General features: G+C 61.1%; 12 protein-coding genes. 3 read left to right on the top strand and 9 right to left on the bottom strand.

The genetic code is table 11. The annotated features are described in order from the left end of the window. Positions 1–18: 18 nt before the first annotated feature. On the top strand, positions 19–4,344 hold the full coding sequence (locus J3U87_RS02400; RefSeq protein ID WP_237381428.1) for a sensor histidine kinase: 4,326 nt from the start codon (positions 19–21) through the stop codon (positions 4,342–4,344). Here J3U87_RS02400 and J3U87_RS02405 read toward each other — a convergent pair. Beyond that, positions 4,266–6,401, bottom strand: coding sequence for a low temperature requirement protein A (locus tag J3U87_RS02405; protein ID WP_237381429.1), 2,136 nt, complete (start codon positions 6,399–6,401; stop codon positions 4,266–4,268). The two genes, J3U87_RS02400 and J3U87_RS02405, sit on opposite strands and share 79 nt — an antisense overlap. A 314-nt stretch (positions 6,402–6,715) precedes the next feature. On the opposite strand from J3U87_RS02405, the gene J3U87_RS02410 reads away from it, so the two are divergent. Beyond that, on the top strand, positions 6,716–7,672 hold the full coding sequence (locus tag J3U87_RS02410) for a glycosyltransferase (RefSeq protein WP_237381430.1): 957 nt from the start codon (positions 6,716–6,718) through the stop codon (positions 7,670–7,672). Then, positions 7,669–8,658, top strand: a complete 990-nt coding sequence (locus J3U87_RS02415; protein ID WP_237381431.1) for a hypothetical protein — start codon at positions 7,669–7,671, stop codon at positions 8,656–8,658. Before J3U87_RS02410 ends, J3U87_RS02415 begins: the two co-directional genes overlap by 4 nt. Before the next feature lie 967 nt (positions 8,659–9,625). On the opposite strand, the gene J3U87_RS02420 is transcribed toward J3U87_RS02415, so the two are convergent. From J3U87_RS02420 to J3U87_RS02455, 8 genes are all read right to left on the bottom strand, one after another. Then, the gene (locus J3U87_RS02420) at positions 9,626–10,768 is read right to left on the bottom strand and encodes an IPTL-CTERM sorting domain-containing protein (RefSeq protein ID WP_237381432.1); all 1,143 of its coding nucleotides are present in this window, start codon (positions 10,766–10,768) and stop codon (positions 9,626–9,628) included. Between the two features lie 286 nt (positions 10,769–11,054). Next, complete coding sequence (locus tag J3U87_RS02425; protein ID WP_237381433.1) at positions 11,055–12,398, bottom strand: sulfatase-like hydrolase/transferase; 1,344 nt, start codon at positions 12,396–12,398, stop codon at positions 11,055–11,057. 8 nt (positions 12,399–12,406) lie between these two features. Further along, entirely contained in the window at positions 12,407–14,713 is a 2,307-nt protein-coding gene (locus tag J3U87_RS02430; RefSeq protein ID WP_237381434.1) for a protein O-mannosyl-transferase family, read from the bottom strand. A 118-nt stretch (positions 14,714–14,831) separates the two neighbouring features. Next, positions 14,832–16,070, bottom strand: coding sequence for an ABC transporter permease (locus J3U87_RS02435; protein WP_237381435.1), 1,239 nt, complete (start codon positions 16,068–16,070; stop codon positions 14,832–14,834). Continuing rightward, positions 16,067–17,284, bottom strand: a complete 1,218-nt coding sequence (locus J3U87_RS02440; RefSeq protein ID WP_237381436.1) for an efflux RND transporter periplasmic adaptor subunit — start codon at positions 17,282–17,284, stop codon at positions 16,067–16,069. The genes J3U87_RS02435 and J3U87_RS02440 overlap by 4 nt, the downstream gene beginning before the upstream one ends. After that, positions 17,281–18,567: an efflux RND transporter periplasmic adaptor subunit gene (locus J3U87_RS02445; RefSeq protein WP_237381437.1), complete on the bottom strand. Its 1,287-nt coding sequence runs from the start codon at positions 18,565–18,567 to the stop codon at positions 17,281–17,283. Before J3U87_RS02445 ends, J3U87_RS02440 begins: the two co-directional genes overlap by 4 nt. Beyond that, positions 18,560–19,819 carry an HlyD family secretion protein gene (locus J3U87_RS02450; protein WP_237381438.1) on the bottom strand — a complete coding sequence of 420 codons (1,260 nt, stop codon included), beginning with the start codon at positions 19,817–19,819 and terminating at the stop codon, positions 18,560–18,562. The genes J3U87_RS02445 and J3U87_RS02450 overlap by 8 nt, the downstream gene beginning before the upstream one ends. After that, positions 19,788–20,471, bottom strand: a complete 684-nt coding sequence (locus J3U87_RS02455; RefSeq protein WP_237381439.1) for an ABC transporter ATP-binding protein — start codon at positions 20,469–20,471, stop codon at positions 19,788–19,790. Before J3U87_RS02455 ends, J3U87_RS02450 begins: the two co-directional genes overlap by 32 nt. Positions 20,472–21,062: the final 591 nt, after the last annotated feature.

Here is a 21,062-nt window from a genome sequence, read left to right on the forward strand (position 1 = left end):
GGGCTCCGTGGAGTGGCCGTGTTTTGGTTAGCCGTCCTGAAATCGAACCCCGGATGCGGTTTCGCGCGCGTATCGCCGCGCTGGACCGGGCCCTGGTTCGGCCTTTTCGTTTTGTTGTGCCTGGTCGACATGACGCTGGCCCAGGAACCCATCGAATCGGCGCGATCGAGACCTCGGGTCAAGTTCTCCAAACTGAGTTTGGAACAGGGGCTCTCCCAGAGTTCGGTTTTCACCGTCATTCAAGATCGACAGGGGTTCCTCTGGGCCGGCACGGCCAATGGGCTGAACCGCTACGACGGGTTTCGGTTCGATGTGTTCCGCCACGACCCCGACGACCCGGCATCCCTGCCAAACGACTGGATCATCAAGCTCTATCTGGACACCAACGGGGACCTGTGGGTCGCCACCCGCACCGGGTTGGCGAGAACCCGCGAACCCTGGGCCCAGAAGCCGCGGTTCGAGGCCTTCCGGCACGACCCCGATGATCCGCTGGGCTTGGCTCATCCCACGGTCAACGATGTACTGCGCGATGCCTCGGGCAGGCTCTGGGTCGCGACGGGAGGTGGATTGGATCTTTTCGATCCGGAGACCGGCACTTTTCGTCATTACTTCGCCGATCCCAATGCGAACAATGGCCTGGTCGCGAATTTCGTGACCTCGCTCCATGAAGATCGACTGGGGGCGCTGTGGGTGGGAACCGGAGGCGGACTGACGAGGTTGGCGCCGGATCGGGCCAGCTCCATCCACTACATCGACGTGAGCCAGGGCGTGCTTGGAAGGGAATGGACGCCCGACACCTGGCTGTATTTGGAGGCCTTGCAGCGCCGGGCGAAGACCCTGGCCTCGGCGCCGATTCGCAAAGATCACGCACGGGTGCGCCGTGAATTCGAGCTCGTGGACGCCACCCGGGTGCTGCTGGTGGCCATGGGGGAAGGCGTCTCCCAAATCGTGGACGGTGGCCGGCTGCTTCACCTGGATCCTTCCGCGGAAGAAGCGCGAACGATCTGGGACATGAATTTCGAAAAGACCGTGTGGGCGGGTGGTGCACCCAAAAACCGCATCGCCATGCAGTGCCTCGAACTGCAGCCCGGACGCTACGCTCTGGAGGCCTATAGCGACGACAGTCACGCTCCCACTCGTTGGAACGCCTTGGCACCGCGAATGTCGGCGCTCTGGGGGATTCGCGCGCTCGTCGTCACCGAACAGGAGCAGGCGTCCCTTGAAGCTCATATGGCGCAACCGGTGGCGCCGGGCTGGATCGCCGGGCGGTTCGTCAATTCCCTGTACGGCGATCGCGAAGGCCGTTTGTGGGCCGGAACCCGCGGTGCGGGGCTGCTGCAATGGGATCCTGCCCAGTGGCGTTTTCCCGATTTCACACAGTACCGGCGATTGCGACGGGTCAATCTGCGCACCTACAGCAAGCCGGCCCGGCAACGCATCGACGACCTGGTTCAGGCGCAACCGATGCTGGCCCTGTCTCCCGATCACGGCGGGACCGCCCACCTCGCAGAGCGGTTTCACATGGAGCGGGCCGGTTGGCTGGCCGTCGTGACCCAGGGCGAGGGCTTGAACGACCAGATGTTCGATTTTGGCGGGATTCGCGATGCAGACGGGAACCTCTGGAAAAGCGACTACACGCGGACCGTTCACGCCGGCGGCCATGTCAAGAACCGCTTCCAGTTGGATCTCCTGCGGCTCGAGAAAGGCGCCTATCAAGCCTATTTCCAGGCGGACGACAGCCATGGTCCCAACGGCTGGAACATGGCTCCGCCCAGTCGTCCCGAACTATGGGGCATTCGCCTCTATCCGGTTCCCGAAGAACGTATCTCCGAATTTCGCGAAGATTTGGCCGGCTTCGACCATCCGGACTCGCTGGCCGGAAACTTCGTTCGCGGCCTGGTTCAGGACCGCCAGGGCTCGCTTTGGATCGCCACTTCCGACGGGTTGAGTGAACTGGATCCCAATAACCGTACTTTCGTGACCCATCGCCACGATCCCAGGGCTTCCGAAGGACTCAGCATCAGTGATCTGCAGTCGGTATTCGAGGATCGCGCCGAGAATCTCTGGATCGGTTCCGTGCTGGGCGGTCTGAACCGTTTCAACCGCCGTCTCAACCAGTTCAACCACCACACGGCCAGTCCCGCCGCTCCCGAACAGGCCGGCCACCGTGCCGTCCAGGGTTTTGCGGAAGATCGCCGCGGCCTGGTGTGGATCGCCACCGGTGGCGGATTGCGCGTGTACGATTCGATTCGCAACCAGCACCTGCGTGCCGCGGATAGCCAGAGCATCATGAACCGGTTGAAGGTATCGATCACCGATGTCATGGTCGATCGCGAACAGCGGTTGTGGATTGCCACGCGAGGAGCCGGTCTGTTGATCGTGGATCCCGAGCGCGTCGCCCTGGAGGACGAACACGGCAACCCGATACGGGTACCTCCGGGCGAGGAGCGAATCGAACACTACTCGGCCAATCCGCGGGTCAACGGATTGCCCACCAATGTGATCTGGACACTTCACGAGGATCGCCGTGGAGAGGTGTGGGTTGGGACCTGGGGTGGGGGACTCTGTCGCTACAAGCGGGAGGAAGGCGGGAACTTCCAGCTCTTCTACCAGGCTCGCGACGCACCGATCACCCTGGGGCACAACATCGTGAGGGCCGTCTACGACGATCGCCAGGGATGGCTCTGGGTGGGTACCGAAGATGGGCTCGTGGCCATGATCGCCGATGCCGAACAGCCCACGGGATATCGGTTCCAGCGCTATCGAAACCGGATGGGCGATCCCACCAGTATCAGCCACAATTTGGTCACGTCCTTTTACCAGGACCCCCAGGACGACCTCTGGATCGGCACCTACGGCGGCGGCTTGTGCCGGTTACCCCTGGATTCGCGCGAGTCAGGGCGTTTTCAGCGCTATACCATTCAACATGGCCTGCCCAACAACGTGGTCTACGGCATCCTTCCCGACGATCGGGGCGGCCTTTGGATGAGTACCAACAAGGGCGTGTGCCGGTTCGATCCGCGGGGGTTCGGCAGCAAGGCCTTCCAAGCCTATGGCGTCGCCGACGGGCTGCAAAGCAACGAGTTCAACACCAATGCCGCGTTCATGACGCAAAAAGGCGTGATGCTCTTCGGCGGTCCCGACGGATTCAACATGTTCCATCCCGAGCAGATCCACCGGAATCCCTATCCGCCGCCGGTGCTGCTGACCGGTGTCAAGGTTTTCGGGGAACGGCTCGATCTGGAACGGCGACTCGATTCGATTCCGCGACTCGAACTGCCCTATCGCGACAACTTCTTCACGCTCGAGTTCGCCGCATTGGATTTCACCAACCCGAGCAAAAATCGCTTCGCGTACAAACTGGACGGGTTCCACGACGAATGGATCGAAGTGGAGGGTCGGCGCCAGGCCGACTTCACCAACCTCGATCCCGGCGATTACGTGTTCCGACTGAAGGCCGCGAACAACGACGGCGTGTGGAACGAACGGGCTGCGACCTTGGCGATCCACATCGTGCCGCCCTTCTGGCGTACCCTCTGGTTCAGGACCCTGGTGGCGTGTGCCGCGATCCTGGGCCTCCTGTCGCTGATTCGGTTGAGGTTGGTGGGGTTGAAGCGCGAGAAGGACATGCAGGTCGCGTTTTCCAAACGCTTGATTCAAACCCAGGAACACGAGCGCCGGCGCATTGCGGCCGAGCTCCACGACGGGCTGGGTCAAAACCTGTTGGTCATCCACCATGAAATCCAACACGGTTTGACCGATCTGGACGAGCGGGAGGAGGCGCCGCGCGTCCAACAGCTCAACGAGCTATCCGATCTCGTCCTTCACGCCCTCGACGAGGTGCGCCAGATCAGTTATGACCTGCACCCGCACCAGTTGGATCGACTGGGGCTCGAGCGTGCGGTGGAATCGGTCGTCAACAAGGTCGAGCGGGCTACCCCGATTCGTTTCGACCTCGAGATCGATCCCATCGACGCCTTGTTCGCCAAGGAGGTGGAGATCAATTTCTTCCGAATCGTGCAAGAGGCGGTGGCCAACATCGTACGCCATGCCGAAGCCGATCGCGGCCGCATTCGCATCCGTCGCGAGCCACAGCGGGTGGAGGTCACGATCGAAGACAACGGCCGCGGATTTCTGGCGCCGAACGGGGAGCTCGGCGGGTTCGGCCTGACCAACATGCGCGAACGGGCACGGCTGATCGGCGGAACCCTCGAAATCGCCTCCAAGCCCGGGGAGGGCACGACCGTGAGTTTGCGGTTACCGCTTCACTCCTTGCCGGGAGGAGAGACCTCCGCGTCGTCCGAGGACCCGCTTTCGGACGCCGAATCCGGCAAGGTGTGGTGAAACACGCTGTAGTCGATCATCATCCGCCCGTCTTCAAGGGTTGAGAGCACGTCCACGAAGCGATGGTTGATTCGCAGGTCTTCCTTTTGGTAGATGTGACGGCCGTAGACCGTTTGGCCGTAAGTGCCGTCGTGGCCGGTCAAGGTCACGCTGACCGCGACCAATTCCGAAGGCAACTCGTCCCAATCCACGCCGAACAGGGGGCTTTCTTCGTTGATGGGGTGGACGATCTGCCAACTGAGGGTGAAGAAGGGCGTGTGGGAACGTAGGAGTTTCAAATCGTGAATGCGCCGCACGTGCTGGCCCTCGTGGGTGAATTCGTCGATGAGCCCCGAAACCGAGATGTGGGCGTCGACCAGGTCGCTGCCGCGGGCGTTGCCGACCCGGAACATGAGCACCGGTTCGCCGTTGAAATGGGTCAGCAGCATGTTCTCGCTGAACACCAGCGAGGCGCGTGGGCGGGACGCCTTTGCGAACATGATACCGGTGGCCATGGCCACGCTCAGCAGGCCGACGGCCGCCTCGATGGTGACGATGATGTTGGAATAAATGGTGTCTGGCCAGAGTGAGCCGTATCCGATGGTCGACAGGGTCTGGATACTGAAAAAGAAGGCGTCGGCAAAGGAATTGGGCCTAGCGCCGGTGATCGAGCCGGGTTCCAGGAGGTACAGGCAGGCGAAGAAGATGTTGATGGCCAGGTAGCTGATGGCCATGGTCCACCAGAGGCGGATCCAGGAGCCTTCGATGAAAAAGGCGTAGAGATCCTTGCGAAAGCCGGCGGGGGTGCCCTTGCGAATGGCCTTGGTGGGATCCTGGTAACGCTTTTGGGGGATTCGCTTTGCGTGAACCCCGCGCGCCACTTCCGCGGCCGGCACGCTTTGATCGTGGAAATGGCTTTCCTCGAAGGGCGCCATCAGCATGTCGAACGCCACTTGGCACACACAGACCGCGCCGATCACGGTCATGAACCAGAACGAATTCATCGTGCCGCCCGCGGCACCCAGCAGGATGATGAGCAGTCCCGAGAAGATCCGCATGACGATGCGGTTGTGGTCGCTGAGTTCCGCCTGGCGTCGTTCGGTCACCGAATCGATCAGGGCCGTGGCCAAGAAGGTCATGCCCATGGAACCGCACAGCAACCAGCGATACTTGGCCTCGACGGCCTGGGTCGGGTCGAAATGGGTGATCTTGCTGAGGGCGACACCGACGGCGGTCAAGCCGATCTGCAGGGGCAGGTGCCCGTAGAGCCAAATGGGTTGAGACAACGGTTTCTTGCGGATGTGGCTGCCGGCCACGTCGTCGAAGTAGATCCACCACAGGCTACAGATGACCAGCAGGGCGAAACTGGCCTGTCCGACTTCCAGGGCGGGGTTCTTGTCCTTGGCCAGGGTGCCCAGCATCTTCACGAAGGATTCACCGAGGACGATGATGGTGAGCAGGCCGTAGCGTTCGGAGAGGTGTTCGAGATCGAGGGGGTAGCGTTCCGCCAGAAGCCGTGAATGGCGGTGGAAGGGGGTGACGATGATGTAGCTGACGCCCAGGAACCAGGCCACGTAGTTGTAGGGCGGGGGAATCAGGGCGGAGATCAACCAGATCACGGCGCCGACGGCGAATACCTTGGCCCAGTGGCGACTGTAATCTCGTGCGAGCGGCTGGTGTTTGTAACCGCGAAAATAGAGGGTGGCGACAATCGCCTGGGAGGCGGAGAAGGCCAAGACGAATCCGGTATGGGATCCGGCCAGGGCGCGGGGAACCGTGATGGCCATGGCGCCCACCGTGAACATCTGGGTGAAGACCAACATGCGGTGAAGGAAGTCGTCCACATTGTAGCGATTGGCGAAAAAGGTGAAGCCCGTCCATGAAAGCCACAGCGGCGTGAACAACCCCACGAAGCCGACGAATTGATTCACCGACACCTTTTGACTCAGGCCGTTACCCAACTGGATGAAGGCCGCGACGAACACCAGGTCGAAAAACAGCTCCAACCAGCCGGCCTTTTTCTCGTGTTTGGCTCCGGCCATGTGGAACAGGGGCTGATGGTACCAACGGCTGCGCAAGCGATCACCTCGTATGCTCGATTCCAAAAAAGACGAATCCCTCGCCGGGGCCGTTCGAAGTAGGAACTGGGCCGGCACCATCGGTTGCGTATTCGGGACGCGTTCCGAAGATTCGCAAGGCGGGGATAACTCGTTCATTCTAAAAGGAAGATCGCAAAAAAGAAATCCTGGCACCGCGATCTGGTCCCTCGTGACCCGCGCGAGCCGGAACTTTTGCGGAAATGGCGGGCGTTCCACGCGATCCGCCGTGTATAATCAACCAGTTTTCACCTGAAATTACCGTTCTCGTTTCTGAATGGAGAGTAGTCAATCATTTGCCTGAACAACGAAACCCCACATCCCAAAAAGTGGAGGCGCTTTCCCTGGTGGTCGCCGTTTTCAACGATCGCGATCTTCTGCCCCAGTCCGGCCTGAAACTGGCCGAGGCCCTGGCCGAATCGAACCTGGATTGGGAGCTGATCTTCGTCGACGATTTTTCCAAGGATTCCAGTTTCGACCTCCTGCAATCGATCCGCACTCGATGGCCCGACCGCATCAAAACGCTTCGCCTGGCCCGCAATTACGGTCAGCACGTCGCGCTCTACGCCGGAATGAGCCATGCCGAAAAGCCGTGGATTCTCACCTTCGACCTGGATTACGCGCCCGCCATTCACGCGCTGGACGACATTCTGGACCAGGTTCCCCTGCGCCAGGCCGATCTGGTCAACGTTTCGCGGCTGGGCCAACGCAAACAGTCGATGGTGCGTTCGTTCGGATCCTGGTTCTTCGGGTCCCTGGCCAATCGCGTCACCGGCAAGCCGATGGCCGACCCGCTCAGCTCCATCAAGTTGGTCGCACGCTCCATCTTCCAGCAGGGTCGGCTCTATGGCGAGCAACGCCAGTTCCTGGCGCCCCTGGCCCTGAAGCTCGCCGACCAGCCCGTCGAGCTCTCCGTCGAGCTTCCCCCCAAGCGGGGTCGCTCCAGCTTCGGCAGCGAGCAGCTCGTGCGCTTGGCCTTGGATTTCGTGCTGGCCTTCTTCCCGATGTTGTTCACGCGGCTCTTGATCTGGAGCATCGCGCTGGGGCTTTCCAGCGTGGCGGCCGGTGGTCTCTACCTGGTGTTGCGGCTCTTCGGCTGGATCGATCCCTCCACTCACTTTCAAGTGATCTGCCTGACCTTGACCGCGCTTTCCATTCACGGCGTGCTCATGGCCCTGATCGGTGAATATCAGGTGCGAATCCATCGCCTGCTGTACCAGCAGGAATTTTTTCGTTTGGAAGAGGACCCGTGAACATCCTGGCCAACCCCGACACCGAGCGTCTCGAGCTCGGCCCCCAAATCCATCGCTACGACGGATTTCAATACCATCCCCTGGTGACCGAAGACCAACGCGTGGACCTCGCACGTCACCGCCTGCGGCAGGTTGCCTCGGAATTCGATCGCCTCTTGCTGGTCGTCGCGCGTGACGATGCGGGCTTGGTGCGCGGCGTGCTCATCGCCGAGCCCTTCGACATGGGGCGCCGCCATTTCAAGATCGGCATGGCCCATCTCCAGGCCTTCCGGCTCGATCCGACCTACGGCGACCTGGCCGACCGCGAAGCGATGAGAGCGGAACTCTTCGGTGCCTACGAGGCGTGGCGCCGCGAGCGAGGCATCGTGCATACGGCCTTCCGCATCGATTCCGAAGACTTGGAAACCCTGCATTTCCTCGAAGCGCGCGGCTTTCGGCTGATGGATACCATCGTCGCCTACCTGTACAACAAACACGCGATCCGACGCGTGCCACCGCTCAAGAGCCTGTTCCAATTGCGCGACTATCGCGACGACGATCGCGAGGCGATCATCGAGCTGGCATCGGGTCGTTTCCAGGGAACGCGATTTGCGCGGGATGTGGGCTTGAGTGCCGAGGGCCTGAATACCTTCTATCGCGAGTGGGCCGAAAAACTGTGCGCGGGCGAGATGGCCGATCGATTGATGGTCGCCCAGACCTCCGAAGGTCAGGTCGTCGGGTTCCTGGGTTACAAATTGGATCGGATGCTGGAGGAAGTGACCGGTGTGCGCGTGATGGGCGGAGGCCTGGGGGCGGTGTCTCCCAAGGCGGCCGGCGCCTACCCGGCCCTGCTGCGCACGGCGATCGCCGAGGGGGCGGTTACCAACGACGCCGCCGAACTGGAAACCCAGGTACAAAACGGATCGGTCTTGCGGGTCTGGCACGCGCTGCGTTGCACCCAAGTGCGCGTCAACCACACCCTGCACTGCCTCTCCGAACCCATTTGAAACCAATCTGCTTGGAGTTAGCGGATGCTGTGAGAGACGTGGTGCCCGGTGGGTTCATCATGAACTGATCGAAGTAAACCAGCCTCGCAGTTCCCGCATCTTCTGAGGGGCGGCATTGCGGTAGGTTGGTCACGGGCGGTATGCCCGCTGGGCCGACAATTCGAAGTGATTCATTTCATGTGCACTCGAGAGGCGAAAGAGCGGAGCCACTCCTTTTGCAGGAGACGTTTCAGGCTATGTGATTGGGGTCGAGGTACCCGTTTTTTCGTAGGCGACGAAAAGCCTGTAGGTGGAGCAGCCTGCTCCACCAATCGAAGCGACGTCTGCCTCGCCTGATCTTGAGGCCGAAGAGCGAAGCCATGGATTCATGCCGAGAAGCAAAGCCGAGAACCTTTCCTTCTCGAGCACGACAACAAATCCGAACCCTATCGTTTCGATGGGTTGAGCAGGGCCGGTAAGGCAGCCTACCGCACCAGCCCTGCTCAACCCACAAGTTCGGCGAATTTCTTTTGAATGCGGGGACTGCGCAGATTGATGGCTTCGCGGGTGAGAGCCCGGGGAGGTTCTGGGCTTCGCTCTCTGGTGTAACTGTCTTCCGTTCCGTACGTTGCTTCGATTGGTGGAGCAAGCTGCTCCACCTACAGCAACGACGTCACTCTCAGGATGCGGGAACTCCCGAGTGGAGTCGCTTCGAATTGTCGGCCCAGCGGGCCAACCTACAGCGACGACGTCACTCTCAGGATGCGGGAACTCCCGAGTCGAATCGCTTCGAATTGTCGGCCGGGCCTGCAACGACGTCACTCTCAGGATGCGGAGACTCCCAGGTGGTTTGTTTTTTTGGCCTTGGCCTGATTGGCAACTTTTCGGGCCAATGAAAAAATGCGGCGCGAAGGGGCTCCGTTTCTCATCCAAAAACAAAAAAGCCCTCCCGAGGGAAGGCTTTTTCGTTCGAAAAGGAAAGTCCGATTTAAGCGATGCGACGTTTGCGGCTCAAGACGACCGCCGTACCGATGAGCAAGCTGACGAAGGCGATCATGCCCCATTCGCCGAGCGTCGGTACCGTCACCACGCCACCGCTTCCATCACCGATGACACCGTTTTGGTTGACTTCGATGACCGAGTCGGCCGGAATGGGGTGAGTGTTGTCTACGCCAAGACCGTCGGCACCCACGATGATGTTGAAGACCGTCGTGGAACCGTCGGGGAGGGTGTAGGTCACCGTGTATTCACAATCGGGCGTACCCTGGATCGTCAGACCGGTCTGGCCGACGGGGGGGACGAATACGATTTCGGGATCGTCACAACCTGCGCCGGTCACGTCGATCGAAATCTGGTAGTTGACGGCCGGGCCCGTGCTCTCGAAAGAGGTGATGCGCACCGTGAACGCCCCGTCGGAAGGCAAGTCCGCGAAGGAAAGGAATTCGAAATTGATCGTGCCGGTTTCCGAAGAGGCCAACTGGTTGTCGTTCTCGTCGAGCAGGAAGATGTCCAGATCCTGCTCGGCTTCGGCACTGTCGACGAAGACGGAAACCTGAACGGTTTCCCCGGCCACACTGTTGAAGGGGTGGTCGTTGGATTCGCCGGTCGCCAGCGAGACACCACTATCCTGAACGTCCGCCTGGAGAGCGTAGAGGTCGTAGGTGTCCACGGATGAAGCCGCGTCGAAAGCACGCAGTTTGACGGACCAGGTGCCGGTCACGTTGGCGAAAAAGGCGCCAAGCGATTCGCCGCCGGCCGCGCCACCGTCATCGTCTTCGAACGCGAAAGCACCGCTGGGATCGAAGACTTCCATGACCGAGTCGGAGGTCGCCGTTTCACCGCTGGTGTTGGTGACGTTGAAGACGACCAGGTCGTCGGTGCTGGTGACGTTGAAGCTGAACCAGTCCTCGTCGGTCGCACCGGTACTGATGCTGCCGTTGAAGGCATCGTTGTTGGTAAAGGGGTTGGCAGTTTCAATCGTATCGTTGGGCTCCGATTCGGGCGTGATCTGAATCCGCTCGAAGCTGCTGGAATGAGTGGCCAAAAAGGCCTGGTAATCGTTTTTCAGGGAGATGACCTGAGCCCGCAGGGCCGGGTCCATGTCAACGGTGTTCAGATCTTTGCTGGTCATCACCTCTTGCAAGATCCCCGCAGCCTCGAGCTGAGGGCGGATGGCGTCCCACCGTTGCTTCAATTCCTGCTTGGTAGTAGCAAGCGCGTTTACCGAAAGCAGAGCAAGCATAACAAATAGATAACAAACTCTCATATTGATCCGGTTCCTTATCGAAATTGTGGCAACTGCTTAAATTCATGGCTAACTTAACAGAAAATCGATCTTGGAACAATTGGGGTTTTGCAGTTTGCGGAAATAAGAGCTATAAGGGCGGCGCCAGAACCGGGGTAAAAAATGAATCGGGTTACTGTCCCATATAGCCCAGGGACCGCAGGATTTCGCGTTCCGCCTCGTCGATGGCAATTACTTCGGGGGTCTTGCCTTCGGCATTTTCGCCGGCCCCCAGAAACAGGTGCCGATCCTTGGATGCGGCCAGTCCGTCCTGTCCCAGGTCCCGAAATTCGGTGGGATCGGTGATCAGGTCGAAAAAGGAGACGCGCGGAATTCCGCCCGGCTGGGGAACGACGATCAATTTTTCGCGATGGGTGGCGAACGACCGCCAGGCACTCTTCATGCCCACGGTGGGTTGAAATGGATTGACATTGAACTGGCCCAGGTTGGGATGGCCCCAAGCCCGGTGGAGCGGATGGTGCGCCGTCACGAGGCTCAGCGGCGTGCGATCGGCGGGTCCGCCCAGGATCTGTTGCAGCTCGGCGTGGAGGTGATGGTGGTTGACCAGCCAGTCGACGGTGGCGGGCTGGCGGCCCGGCACCTTGATCATGAGCGGCACGTGCAGGCTGACGTCGTAGGTCAGGAGGCTGTGGCCGAAATGGTAGCCGTGTTCGCCCAGGCTCTCGCCGTGATCGGCGGTGAAAACGACGTGCGCGTTGCGCCAGGTCTCGCCCAAATCCGCCGCCAGGGTCGCCACCACCTCGTCGAGCTTGCGCACGGACGCCTTGTAATGGGCGCGGCCGCGGGCCAGCCCGGCCTCGTCCAGGCGCGGCGCGAACAGGAGTTCTTCGATCGGTCGTTCACCCCGATGAACCTCGTCGAAGTAGGTAAAGGGTTGAGATGGCTGGGGATCGAAGTGTTGGGCGTAATCGGCACTGTTATAGGGGAAATGGGTGTCCATCAAGTGGACGTAGAGGAACAGCGGTTTGGTCCGATCCCGTTGGGGCAGTAGGGATCGTAGCGATGCCAGCACCTCGTCTCCGCCCAGGCCGGTCGCTCGGTAGTGATCGAACCCCTGCGCGAAGCCCTTGCGGGCCGAGAGCACCGGGTTGGCGACAACGGCCAGGGTCTCGTAGCCGGCTCCACGGTAGGATTCGGCCAGGGTCGTTTCTTTTTGCGGGAGCGGTGTGACTTGGGTCAGGACCCCCGTTTGACTGGGCAACTTTCCCGTCCACAATGCCGCCATCGCGATATTGGTATTCGAGGAAAAGCTGCGGCATTGACGGTAGACGATCGCATCCCGCGACCACGTCTCGAGAAAAGGGGTCACCTGGGGATCGCCCACGTGATCGTGACGCAGGGTGTCCGCTACGATCAAGATGACATCCGGTTGTCTTTCGCGCGTGCAACCGCCCAGCCAAAGCAGGGTCAGGGTGATGGCCGTTCCGATCAAAATCCTGCGCAGATGGGTGTTCATGGGGCCGCCTAGTTCTGAAGTGCTTTCTGCATGATCAGTTCGTCGTAGCGCCGATTGGCGGGGTGATTCGGGAAGCGTCGACCGAATTCCTGAATCCATTTGACTTGCTGTTGGTCGTTGCCCTGGAGGGTGTGGAAGAGGATCAGTTTTTCGAGGACGCGTGCATCGGCGGGTCGCTGTCGTTGGTATCCTTCCAACAGCTCGATGGCCGCCTGTGCCTCACCCGAATGGAACAGCACGTCGCCGCGCAGCGGGATCAGGCGCGCGGCTTTGGGATGGCGATCGAGGTAGTCCAGGGCCACGTCGAACTTGCCCAGGGCGACACATGCCGCGACGTAGTCTTCGGCCAACTGGATCGATCTCCGTACCGTACGCAGGTGACGGTGTAACCAGTTCCAGCGTTCCTGGTCGAGACCGCGTGCCTGCAACAACACGGCCTGGGCGTGGATCGCCGCTTCCTCGGGCTCGTCGGCCTCGCGAATGGGTGCCATGACCCGCTCCGCATCCTCCAGTTTCTTGTCGCGAATGAGCAGCAGCCCCTTCAATGCCAGTGTTTGCTGATCCGTGGGATGCAGTTCCAGCCATTGGTCCAGGATGGCGTATGCCAATTCTGGATTGCCATGACGCAGGCTGAACAGGGCCAGGTCGCGGACGATGCGCGCCAGGATGGCGCGGGCGGTGGCATCGCTGTCGAAGGCCTGCCGCTCGCGTTCCGGCAGGGCCAGATACTGGTCGAGAAACGAGTCCGTCCGGTACTTGGGACCGCCCAGCCACCAGACGGATCCGATGGGGTGGGTCCCGGCGATGCCGGCGACGGCGGAGGCGTCGCCGAACCAGACGATGGTTCGCTTGCCGGCTTCCGCGGCCACCAGAAGTCGTGGCCAGGCACCCAACGATTCCGGAGCCTGTTCGGGCAGGTCCAATTCGGGATGGCGTGCCCGATAGTGGTCCAGGTGTTTGTGCAGCAGATCGAGGTGCAGCACGACCAGATCGGGTCGTCGGTCGAGGGCGTCCTGCTCGTATTTGAGGCTGAAAAAGGAGGCGTCGTCCTTCACCAGCACCAGCGTGTCTCGAGGCAGGTCCCCGCGGATGCTCTCCGCGAGGAAGGAAGCGTAGCGGTTGTGGGTGACGGGCTGGTCGAGATGCAGCCAGAGTACCGCCGCGATCGAAAGCGCGACGGAGGCGACCGTGCCCCACGGGGCTTCCACGAAGCGCGACACCTTGTAGAACTGAATGATTCCCAGGAAGATAAGCCAGGCTGCCGAAAGGAACAGAGCGAAAAAGTAACTGTCGCGATCGAGGCTGTTGGCCAGGCCGTGGGAGACCAGGGGCAGGATCGAAATGAAGGCGACACCGAGAGTGATCGCCAGGCCCCGAGCCGGTTTCGGCCGCACGCCGCGAACCAGCAGAACCACCGTGGCAACGCCAGCGGCGGCCAGCAGCCATCCTGGCCCGCCCCCGAACACCTCGGGCAGGACCGCGGCGATTTGGTGTTGCAGCAGGGTCACCACGTCGCCTTGTTCGACCAGGCGATCGCGGTACTCCGCCGCCAAAAAGTAGTCGATCCAGCCTTTCAGGCCCGTTCCATGGGGCCAGATGAAGGCCTGGTCGCGCTGCGCGGCGAGTACCGGAACCAGGTACAACAGGCTCAGGCAGGCGGCGGGCAGCATACCGCGCACCAGCCGAAGGATGTGGTTCGGTCGGGTGAGCAGCACGTGCAGCGCGGGGATGACGCCGAAGAACAGCGAGAAGGGATGGATGGTGACGGCAACGGCCCAGCAGATCCACAGGTTGCGCCAGTGATCGGGTCGTTGCCCGTCCCGGTACCGCACGAACTGCTCCAAAAACAGGACCAGCCACAGCCACTGCCAAATGTAGACTTCGGCCGCGACGGCGTAGTCACGCACGAGGGGCAGCGCCATGGTGGCGAAGGCGGCCAACGGGGCCAAGACCGTGGCCGAGCGGGTCGTCGGTGCCGAGGCCCGGAAGAGGCGGGTCGTGGCGATCATCAGGAGCGAAGCCGAGACCGCCGAAAACAGGTGGAGTGCCTTCACGGGCTCCAGGAAAAAGAACAGCTTGGTCCATAGCCAGGCCGGGATCAGGTAGCCCGGGAACCCGGGCGGGTGGGTCAATCCGAAGGTGGCCGCGGCGGCGGCCATTTCACCCTCGTCGCCAAAGCCTAGGCCGGCCGGGAGCGTCCGCACGTGGAGACCGAACAGGACCGACGCCAGGAGGATCGTGACCAGGTGCTCGGCCCAAAAGCCCTTGTGGGACGGGTGTTGTCGCTGTTTGGGTTGCTTGCCTTTTTTTGCCAAGATCGGGACCTTTTATGACGGGTTCAAGAACACAAACCATAAAGGGTGCCGCGCAAATCGGCAAGTGTTTCACGCCGGCATCCTGCCCGGCAGGGGCGTTTTTCCCGCACTCTGCGGCTCAGTCGTGGCGCAGGGCTTCGATGGGATCGAGCTTCGCGGCCTTGACCGCCGGGTAGATCCCGAACACCAGTCCCACGGTCGCGCACACCAGGATCGCGGGCAGCACCGCCGCGCCCGACCAGGCTACGGCCCAGCCCGAGTACAGGGAGATCCCCTTGGCGATCGCGAAGCCGATGGCGATCCCGATCAGCCCACCGAGCGTTGAAATCGCGAAGGCCTCGATCAGGAACAGGCGTTGAATGTCGCGGCGACGCGCGCCGATCGCCCGCCGCAGGCCGATCTCGCGCGTGCGTTCCAGAACGTTGGCCAGCATGATGTTCATGATGCCGATGCCGCCCACCAGCAAGGAGATGCCGGCGATCGCGGACATCACGATGTTGAAGATGTCCTGGGTGCGGCGGTGCTGTTCCAGCAAGGCCTCGGGTACCACCAGTTCGAAGTCGTCGACGCCGCGGTGACGGCTCTCCAACAGGCGGTTGAGGCCCGCGGCGGCCTTGCCGGTGTCCATGCCCGCCGCGATCTGGAACCGGCACTCGTCGAGTTCCTCCTCGAGGAAGTTGAAGGGAAAGCGATTCAGCGCGGTGTCGATGGGAATGAAGATGCGGTTTCGCGGGGAGTCGATGCGCACACCCTGAAACTCGGAACGGCTGAGGTTGCGATCCGCCAACACGCCCACGACCCTGAACCAAAGGTGATTGATCTTGACCTGGCGATCCAGGGGCGGGCGGTTGCCGAAGAGGTCGAAGGCCGCCTGGCTGCCCAACACGCAGACCCGTGCACCGCGTTGGCCGTCCAGGTCGAGCAGGGGCCTTCCGGCCGCCATCTCCAGTTGACCGAAGGCGAAGATGTCGGCGGTCACCCCGGCCACCGTGGCGTCGCTCTTGCCGGTCTCGCAAAAGATCTCATAGGTGCGCACGCGTTTGAGGGCGGTGGCGCCCACCAGAAAGGGGAGGGTCTCGCGAGCGATGGCCACATCCTTCAACGAGAGCCCCAGCGAGTCCTCGCGGACTTCGGCCAGGCGATCGCGGGGGACCGCCTTGGTCTTGACGATCACGTTGCGCATCCCCATGGCGTCGATCAACTGCAGCGCTTCGCGTTCGGCGCCCTCACCGATGCTCAACATGGCGATGACGGCGCCGACACCGAAGATCATCCCCAGTAACGTAAGGAAGGTACGCAGTTTTTGCGTGCCGAGTTGTTCCAGTGCCTCTTTGGCGTCCTGTATCCATTCGTTCACGGTGCGCTCTCCTCGGGATCGGCGAGGGCGATGCGGTCGCCGGACTGCATGCCTTCCACGATGACGGTTCGGCTGGGTCCCCGCGTGCCGGCAACCACCTCTCGTCGCACGGCACGGCCGTTCTCGATCACGTGGACCCAGGTCTGGTCGCTTTCCGAGAACAATGACTGGTTGGGCACCGCGACGACCTCGTCGAGGCGGGCCACGAAAATGCGGGCCCGCACCCTGCCTCCCGGGATCATCAGGTCCGGATCGGTGTGTTCCAGCGCGACGATCGTCTCGAAGAACTTGACGGGGCTGTCGTGATCGATCGCCTGGGCCAACGGACTGATCGAGCGCACGGCGCCGCGAAAGACGCGACCCGGCGCCGCATCCAGTTCCAGCAGGACCTCCCGCCCTTCCGCGATCCCCTGAGCCTCGCTCTCCAGCACCGAAACCACCGCTTCCATTTCACTCAGGTCGGGGATTTCGCCGATGGTCGACATGCTCCAGATGGTCATCCCGGCACTGGGGGCCTCGCCGCGCCAGTTGCGCTTGTAATAGAAGGCCCCAGCGTGCGGGGCGCGGATCTCCATGTGGGCCTTCTGGTCGTTGAGCCGGTTCACTCGGCTCTGGTCGATGCGGCGCCGCACGGCGAGCAGGTCCAGGGTGGTGGCGCGCTTTTCTTCCTGGCGATCGAGCAGCTTCCCGTAGTGATCTTTCTTGGCTTCCAACAAGGCCAGGTCGATTTCGTTGTCGATCAGGTCACTGCGGCTGAAGAGGTGTTCGTCTTTGAGGGCGAACCGTTGGGCGATGTCGTTTTCTTTTCCGATCATCGCGACCTGATCGGTCAATTCCCGCCCAGCCTTGGCTTGGGTGCGTTTCTCGCTGCCGATTTCCAGGTCCCGCTGCGCCACCTTGGCCTCGGCTTCGGTGAGCTCCTGTGTCATTTTACTGTCGTCCAAACGCACCACGACCTGATCGGGGGCGACTTCGGTGCCTTCCTCGATCAGCCACTTGATCACGCCCTGGTGGATTTGCGGCGGTGGTTTGATGGGTGTGGTGCGTACCGCCCGCAGTTTTCCTTCGGCCTGGACCACGATTTCGAACGGGCCCTTCCGGATCTCGACCGAATACACCTCGGGACCCTTGCGTTCGTTGCAGGCCGCGCTCGCCAGAAGCGATGCCAGGGCGAGCCGGAGAACCACGCCTTTCATGGGATTCGTGCTGTTCATGTGCCGTCTCCCTGGGCCGCTGTCTGGTCGGGTAGGACCACCTGATCGCCCTCTTTCAAACCCGCCAGGATTTGGATTCGATCGCCACTGCGCAGCCCGACCTCCACCGGTTGGCGCCGTTCCCCGCGCCAGCGGGTGCCGATCAGTTTCGCGTAGGGATTCAAACCTTCGAAGTGCAGCGCGTCGCGCGGAATGGAAAGCGTGTCTTCGACGCGATCCACTTCGATTTTCAACTTGGCCGTCATCCCCGGGCGCATGACCTCCGGGTCGGGGTTCTCGATCGCGACTTCCGCGTCGAAGACCGTGCTGGGCTTGTTGTGCGATTTGGCGCGGAAGATGCGCCCCAGGCTGCGGATCGAGCCGCGGTACACCTTGTCGGGGTTGGCGTCCAGGCGGATTTCCACCGGCTGACCGGCCGTCACTCTTCCCGCGTCCACCTCGGCGATCGTGGCCTTGACCGACATGGTTTTCAGGTCGGGAATTTCCGCGAGCGTCATGCCGAACCAAACCGAATCGCCGATCTTGACTCTTTCACCGTTCCAACCGCGCTTGTACACGATCAGCCCGTCTCGCGCCGCGGTCACACTCAGCTTCTGGATATCGGCACGCATTCTGTCGACCCTGCTTTGGAGCATGTTCAGCTCGTTTTCCGCCTGGATCGTCGCGCTCTCGCGATCGCGCTTCATGCGCGCGATCCTGCGTTCCAGCGAAGCCACCTGCAAGTCGAGTTTCTTCGCTTTCAGTCTCTCTTTTTCCAATTCGGTTCGGGCCTGGATCTCCTCGGGGACCTTCACTTTGCGGCGCTGCTTGTCTGCCTCCGCGCGAGCCTCCACCAGGGAGAGCTCTTCCTTCTCGAGCGCTTCGATCCGCTCCAGTCGCCGTTTCTCGATGTCCTTTCGCCGTGCGTCCAGCTCCGACAAGGTCGATTGCAGTTGCTGTTGTTGTTCCTGGTCGGCGAATCTGGCGACCGGCATACCGGCTCGCACCATCGAGCCCTCGGGGGCCAGGTAGTCGAGTCGAAAACTCCACGCATTGGCGATCTTGGGGCATTCGATGTAGATCGAGTTGTCCGAAACCAGCGAACCCGAGGCCTCGATGGTGACCTGCATCGGCTGGCGCGAAACGAGGTAGATATCGCGTTCGGGATGTGAGCCTTCCCGCAGCCGGTCGCAGCCTGTCGGCAAAAAAAGGAGCAATGCCAGGGAGACGGCCTTTGCGAGACCCATCCAACTGCCATGGGCGGGTGCGCCGGTCTCGCGGAGGTGGGTGGTCGATTCATTCATCGGGCACTCCCGCGGTGAGCTTCGCCGGTGTCGTCGGCGGTGAAAAGCGCGCCACGAGCAGGGTTCCCTCGGACAGTCCGGATCCGTCGTCGATGGCCATGTAGAAATCGTCGAACCCGAGCGGATGCACCAACAACGGCTCCCGATCGCGGGCCTGAATCCAGTATCCCGAAGCGTTCCACTGGACCGCGGTCATCGGGACCAGTAGCGCGGAATCCACCTTCACGAGCTGAATCGCGGTGCGGGCACTCATGCCCGGCCGCATCCGATCCGGATCCATCCGGTCCAGTGCCACCACCACCTTGAAATGAATGCTCTTGCCCCAGGTCCTCTTTTGGATGGCCTGTTTGGACACGGAGCGTACCTGCCCGGTGAGTTCGATGTCGGGGTAGGCGTCGAGCCTCGCGGCTACTCGCTGGCCCTCCTCGATTTGCCGTCGTTCGAATTCGGTGACGTAGACTTCCAGTTGAAGCCGGCTCAGGTCGGGAATGTTGACCACCGGACGGGTCGATTGCACCGAATCGCCCGGTTGGAGCTTGCGATTCTCGCCCATTTTCTCTTCGTAGATGACCACGCCGCCGCGCGTGGTTTTCAGCTCCAAGGATTGGCGCAGTTGGCGGGCATGGGCCAGCTTCGTTTTCAGGAGTTCCAGGTTCAGCGCCGAGCCCTTGATTTTGTCGCGTGCATTGGCTTGTTCCTGCTCGGCATTGAAACGCTTTCGTTCCAGGTCGGTCCGGCTTTTGGCGAGGGCCAGTTGGAAGTCGTGGTATTCGCGGGCCTTGCGAAGATCTTCGGGCACTGCCGCATCGACGTTCGCGATCGCCATATCCAGTTCCGCCTCTTCGATTTGGCGATCGAGGTCCAGCTTCTGGTCGCGCATCTCGGCGATCAGGTTCTGATGCTTCTTTTCTTGTTCCTCCAGGTCCTTTTCCAATTGCTCGATCTTGTCCACCATACCGCTGTCGTCGAAGCGTACGATGGCTTCCCCGGGCGCGGCCGTCTCTCCCTCGGGCTTCATCCACTGAATGGTCACGTTCCATTGCTGGGTGCGCGGTGCATAGAAACGCTCGGAATTCTCGGCCGCCAAGGTGCCGCTGAGAACCAGTTCCTGGTGGAAAGGGCCGCGTTCGATCCGTGGTTCGGTATCGCCGGCCGCCACCGTGATCCCGGCGATCAACACCAAAAACGAGAGGGCCGACCGAACCAGACTCCTGAGCCCGTCAGGCATGGGTTTGTCGATGTTCTTCTGCAAAGATTTCTCCGTCTTTCAGGCGCACGGTGCGCGAAGCGTAGGCCGCGATCTCTTCCTCGTGCGTGACCATGACCAGGGTGTGCCCGGCCTCGTTCAGCTCCACGAACAGCGCCATGATATCGGCGGACGTGGTGCTGTCCAGGTTACCCGTGGGCTCGTCCGCCAGGATGATCGCCGGCTCGTTGATCAACGCGCGGGCGATGGCCACCCGTTGGCACTGACCGCCGGATAACTCCATCGGCCGGTGGTGCATCCGATCGCCAAGGCCCACACGCCGCAGCATCGAGGCCGCACGTTGCAGGTCGATCTGGCGTTCCCGGCGATAGAGCAGTGGTAGGGCTACATTTTGAAGGGCGGTTTTTCGGGGCAGTAGGTTGAAATTCTGGAAGACGAAACCGATCTCGCGATTGCGAATGGTTGCCAGCTCGTCGTCACCGCGGCGGTGGACCTCGGTACCTTTCAATCGGTAACTTCCCGAATCGAATCGATCCAGGCAACCGAGAATGTTGAGGAGGGTGGACTTACCGGAACCGGAGGAGCCCATGATGGCCACGAAATCGCCGGCGGCAACCTCGAAGGATATGTTTTTCAGGGCGGTGACCCGAAGGTCGCCCATGTCGTAGACCTTGGTGAGTTGATGCATCGATATCATGAAAGCCTCGAGTGGGGGATCATCTACAGAAGTGTGGTCGAGATTCACTTTGGGTGGGTCGTCAATCAAATAATATGATTGGAAAATGTCCTGAAAAGACGACTTTTTCTAGAGGGTATCCAGAGCGTCTTGATTTTACACCGCGGCGTTTTTTCAAGTGTCGACATGAGTTGGTCGAGTCATGGGTCTTTTTATTTTCATTTGTGTTTTTACCATGTTTTTGTATTTTTTTGTTCCGTTTTAAATCTGCTTTTCCTCTTGCGACTCGGTCACGACCCAACCCCTGGCACTCCGTTCATATATTAATGTATGGATACCCACCACCGAGCCGGGGCGCTTCGGTCAAGGTCGTGGGCGCCCTTTTTACCTTAGGCGAAATACCCATGAGTGTTGTATCGCTCTTGGCCGAAAAAAAGGGTTTGCTCTTGTCAATCACGACGGAATGAGGCTTTGCCTGGCCGAGTTTGGGTGAGGATTTGGTACGATTTGACCCCTTTGAGCCGTTCGCTAATCGGCAGATTGATTGCTGTCAAACTCAAGAAAGTCGAGTTTTCAAAAAAGCGCATCTGTGATGGATTGCTGCGTTTTGCT

The organism is Sulfidibacter corallicola (genome assembly GCF_017498545.1).
GTDB classification, from domain to species: domain Bacteria; phylum Acidobacteriota; class Holophagae; order Acanthopleuribacterales; family Acanthopleuribacteraceae; genus Sulfidibacter; species Sulfidibacter corallicola.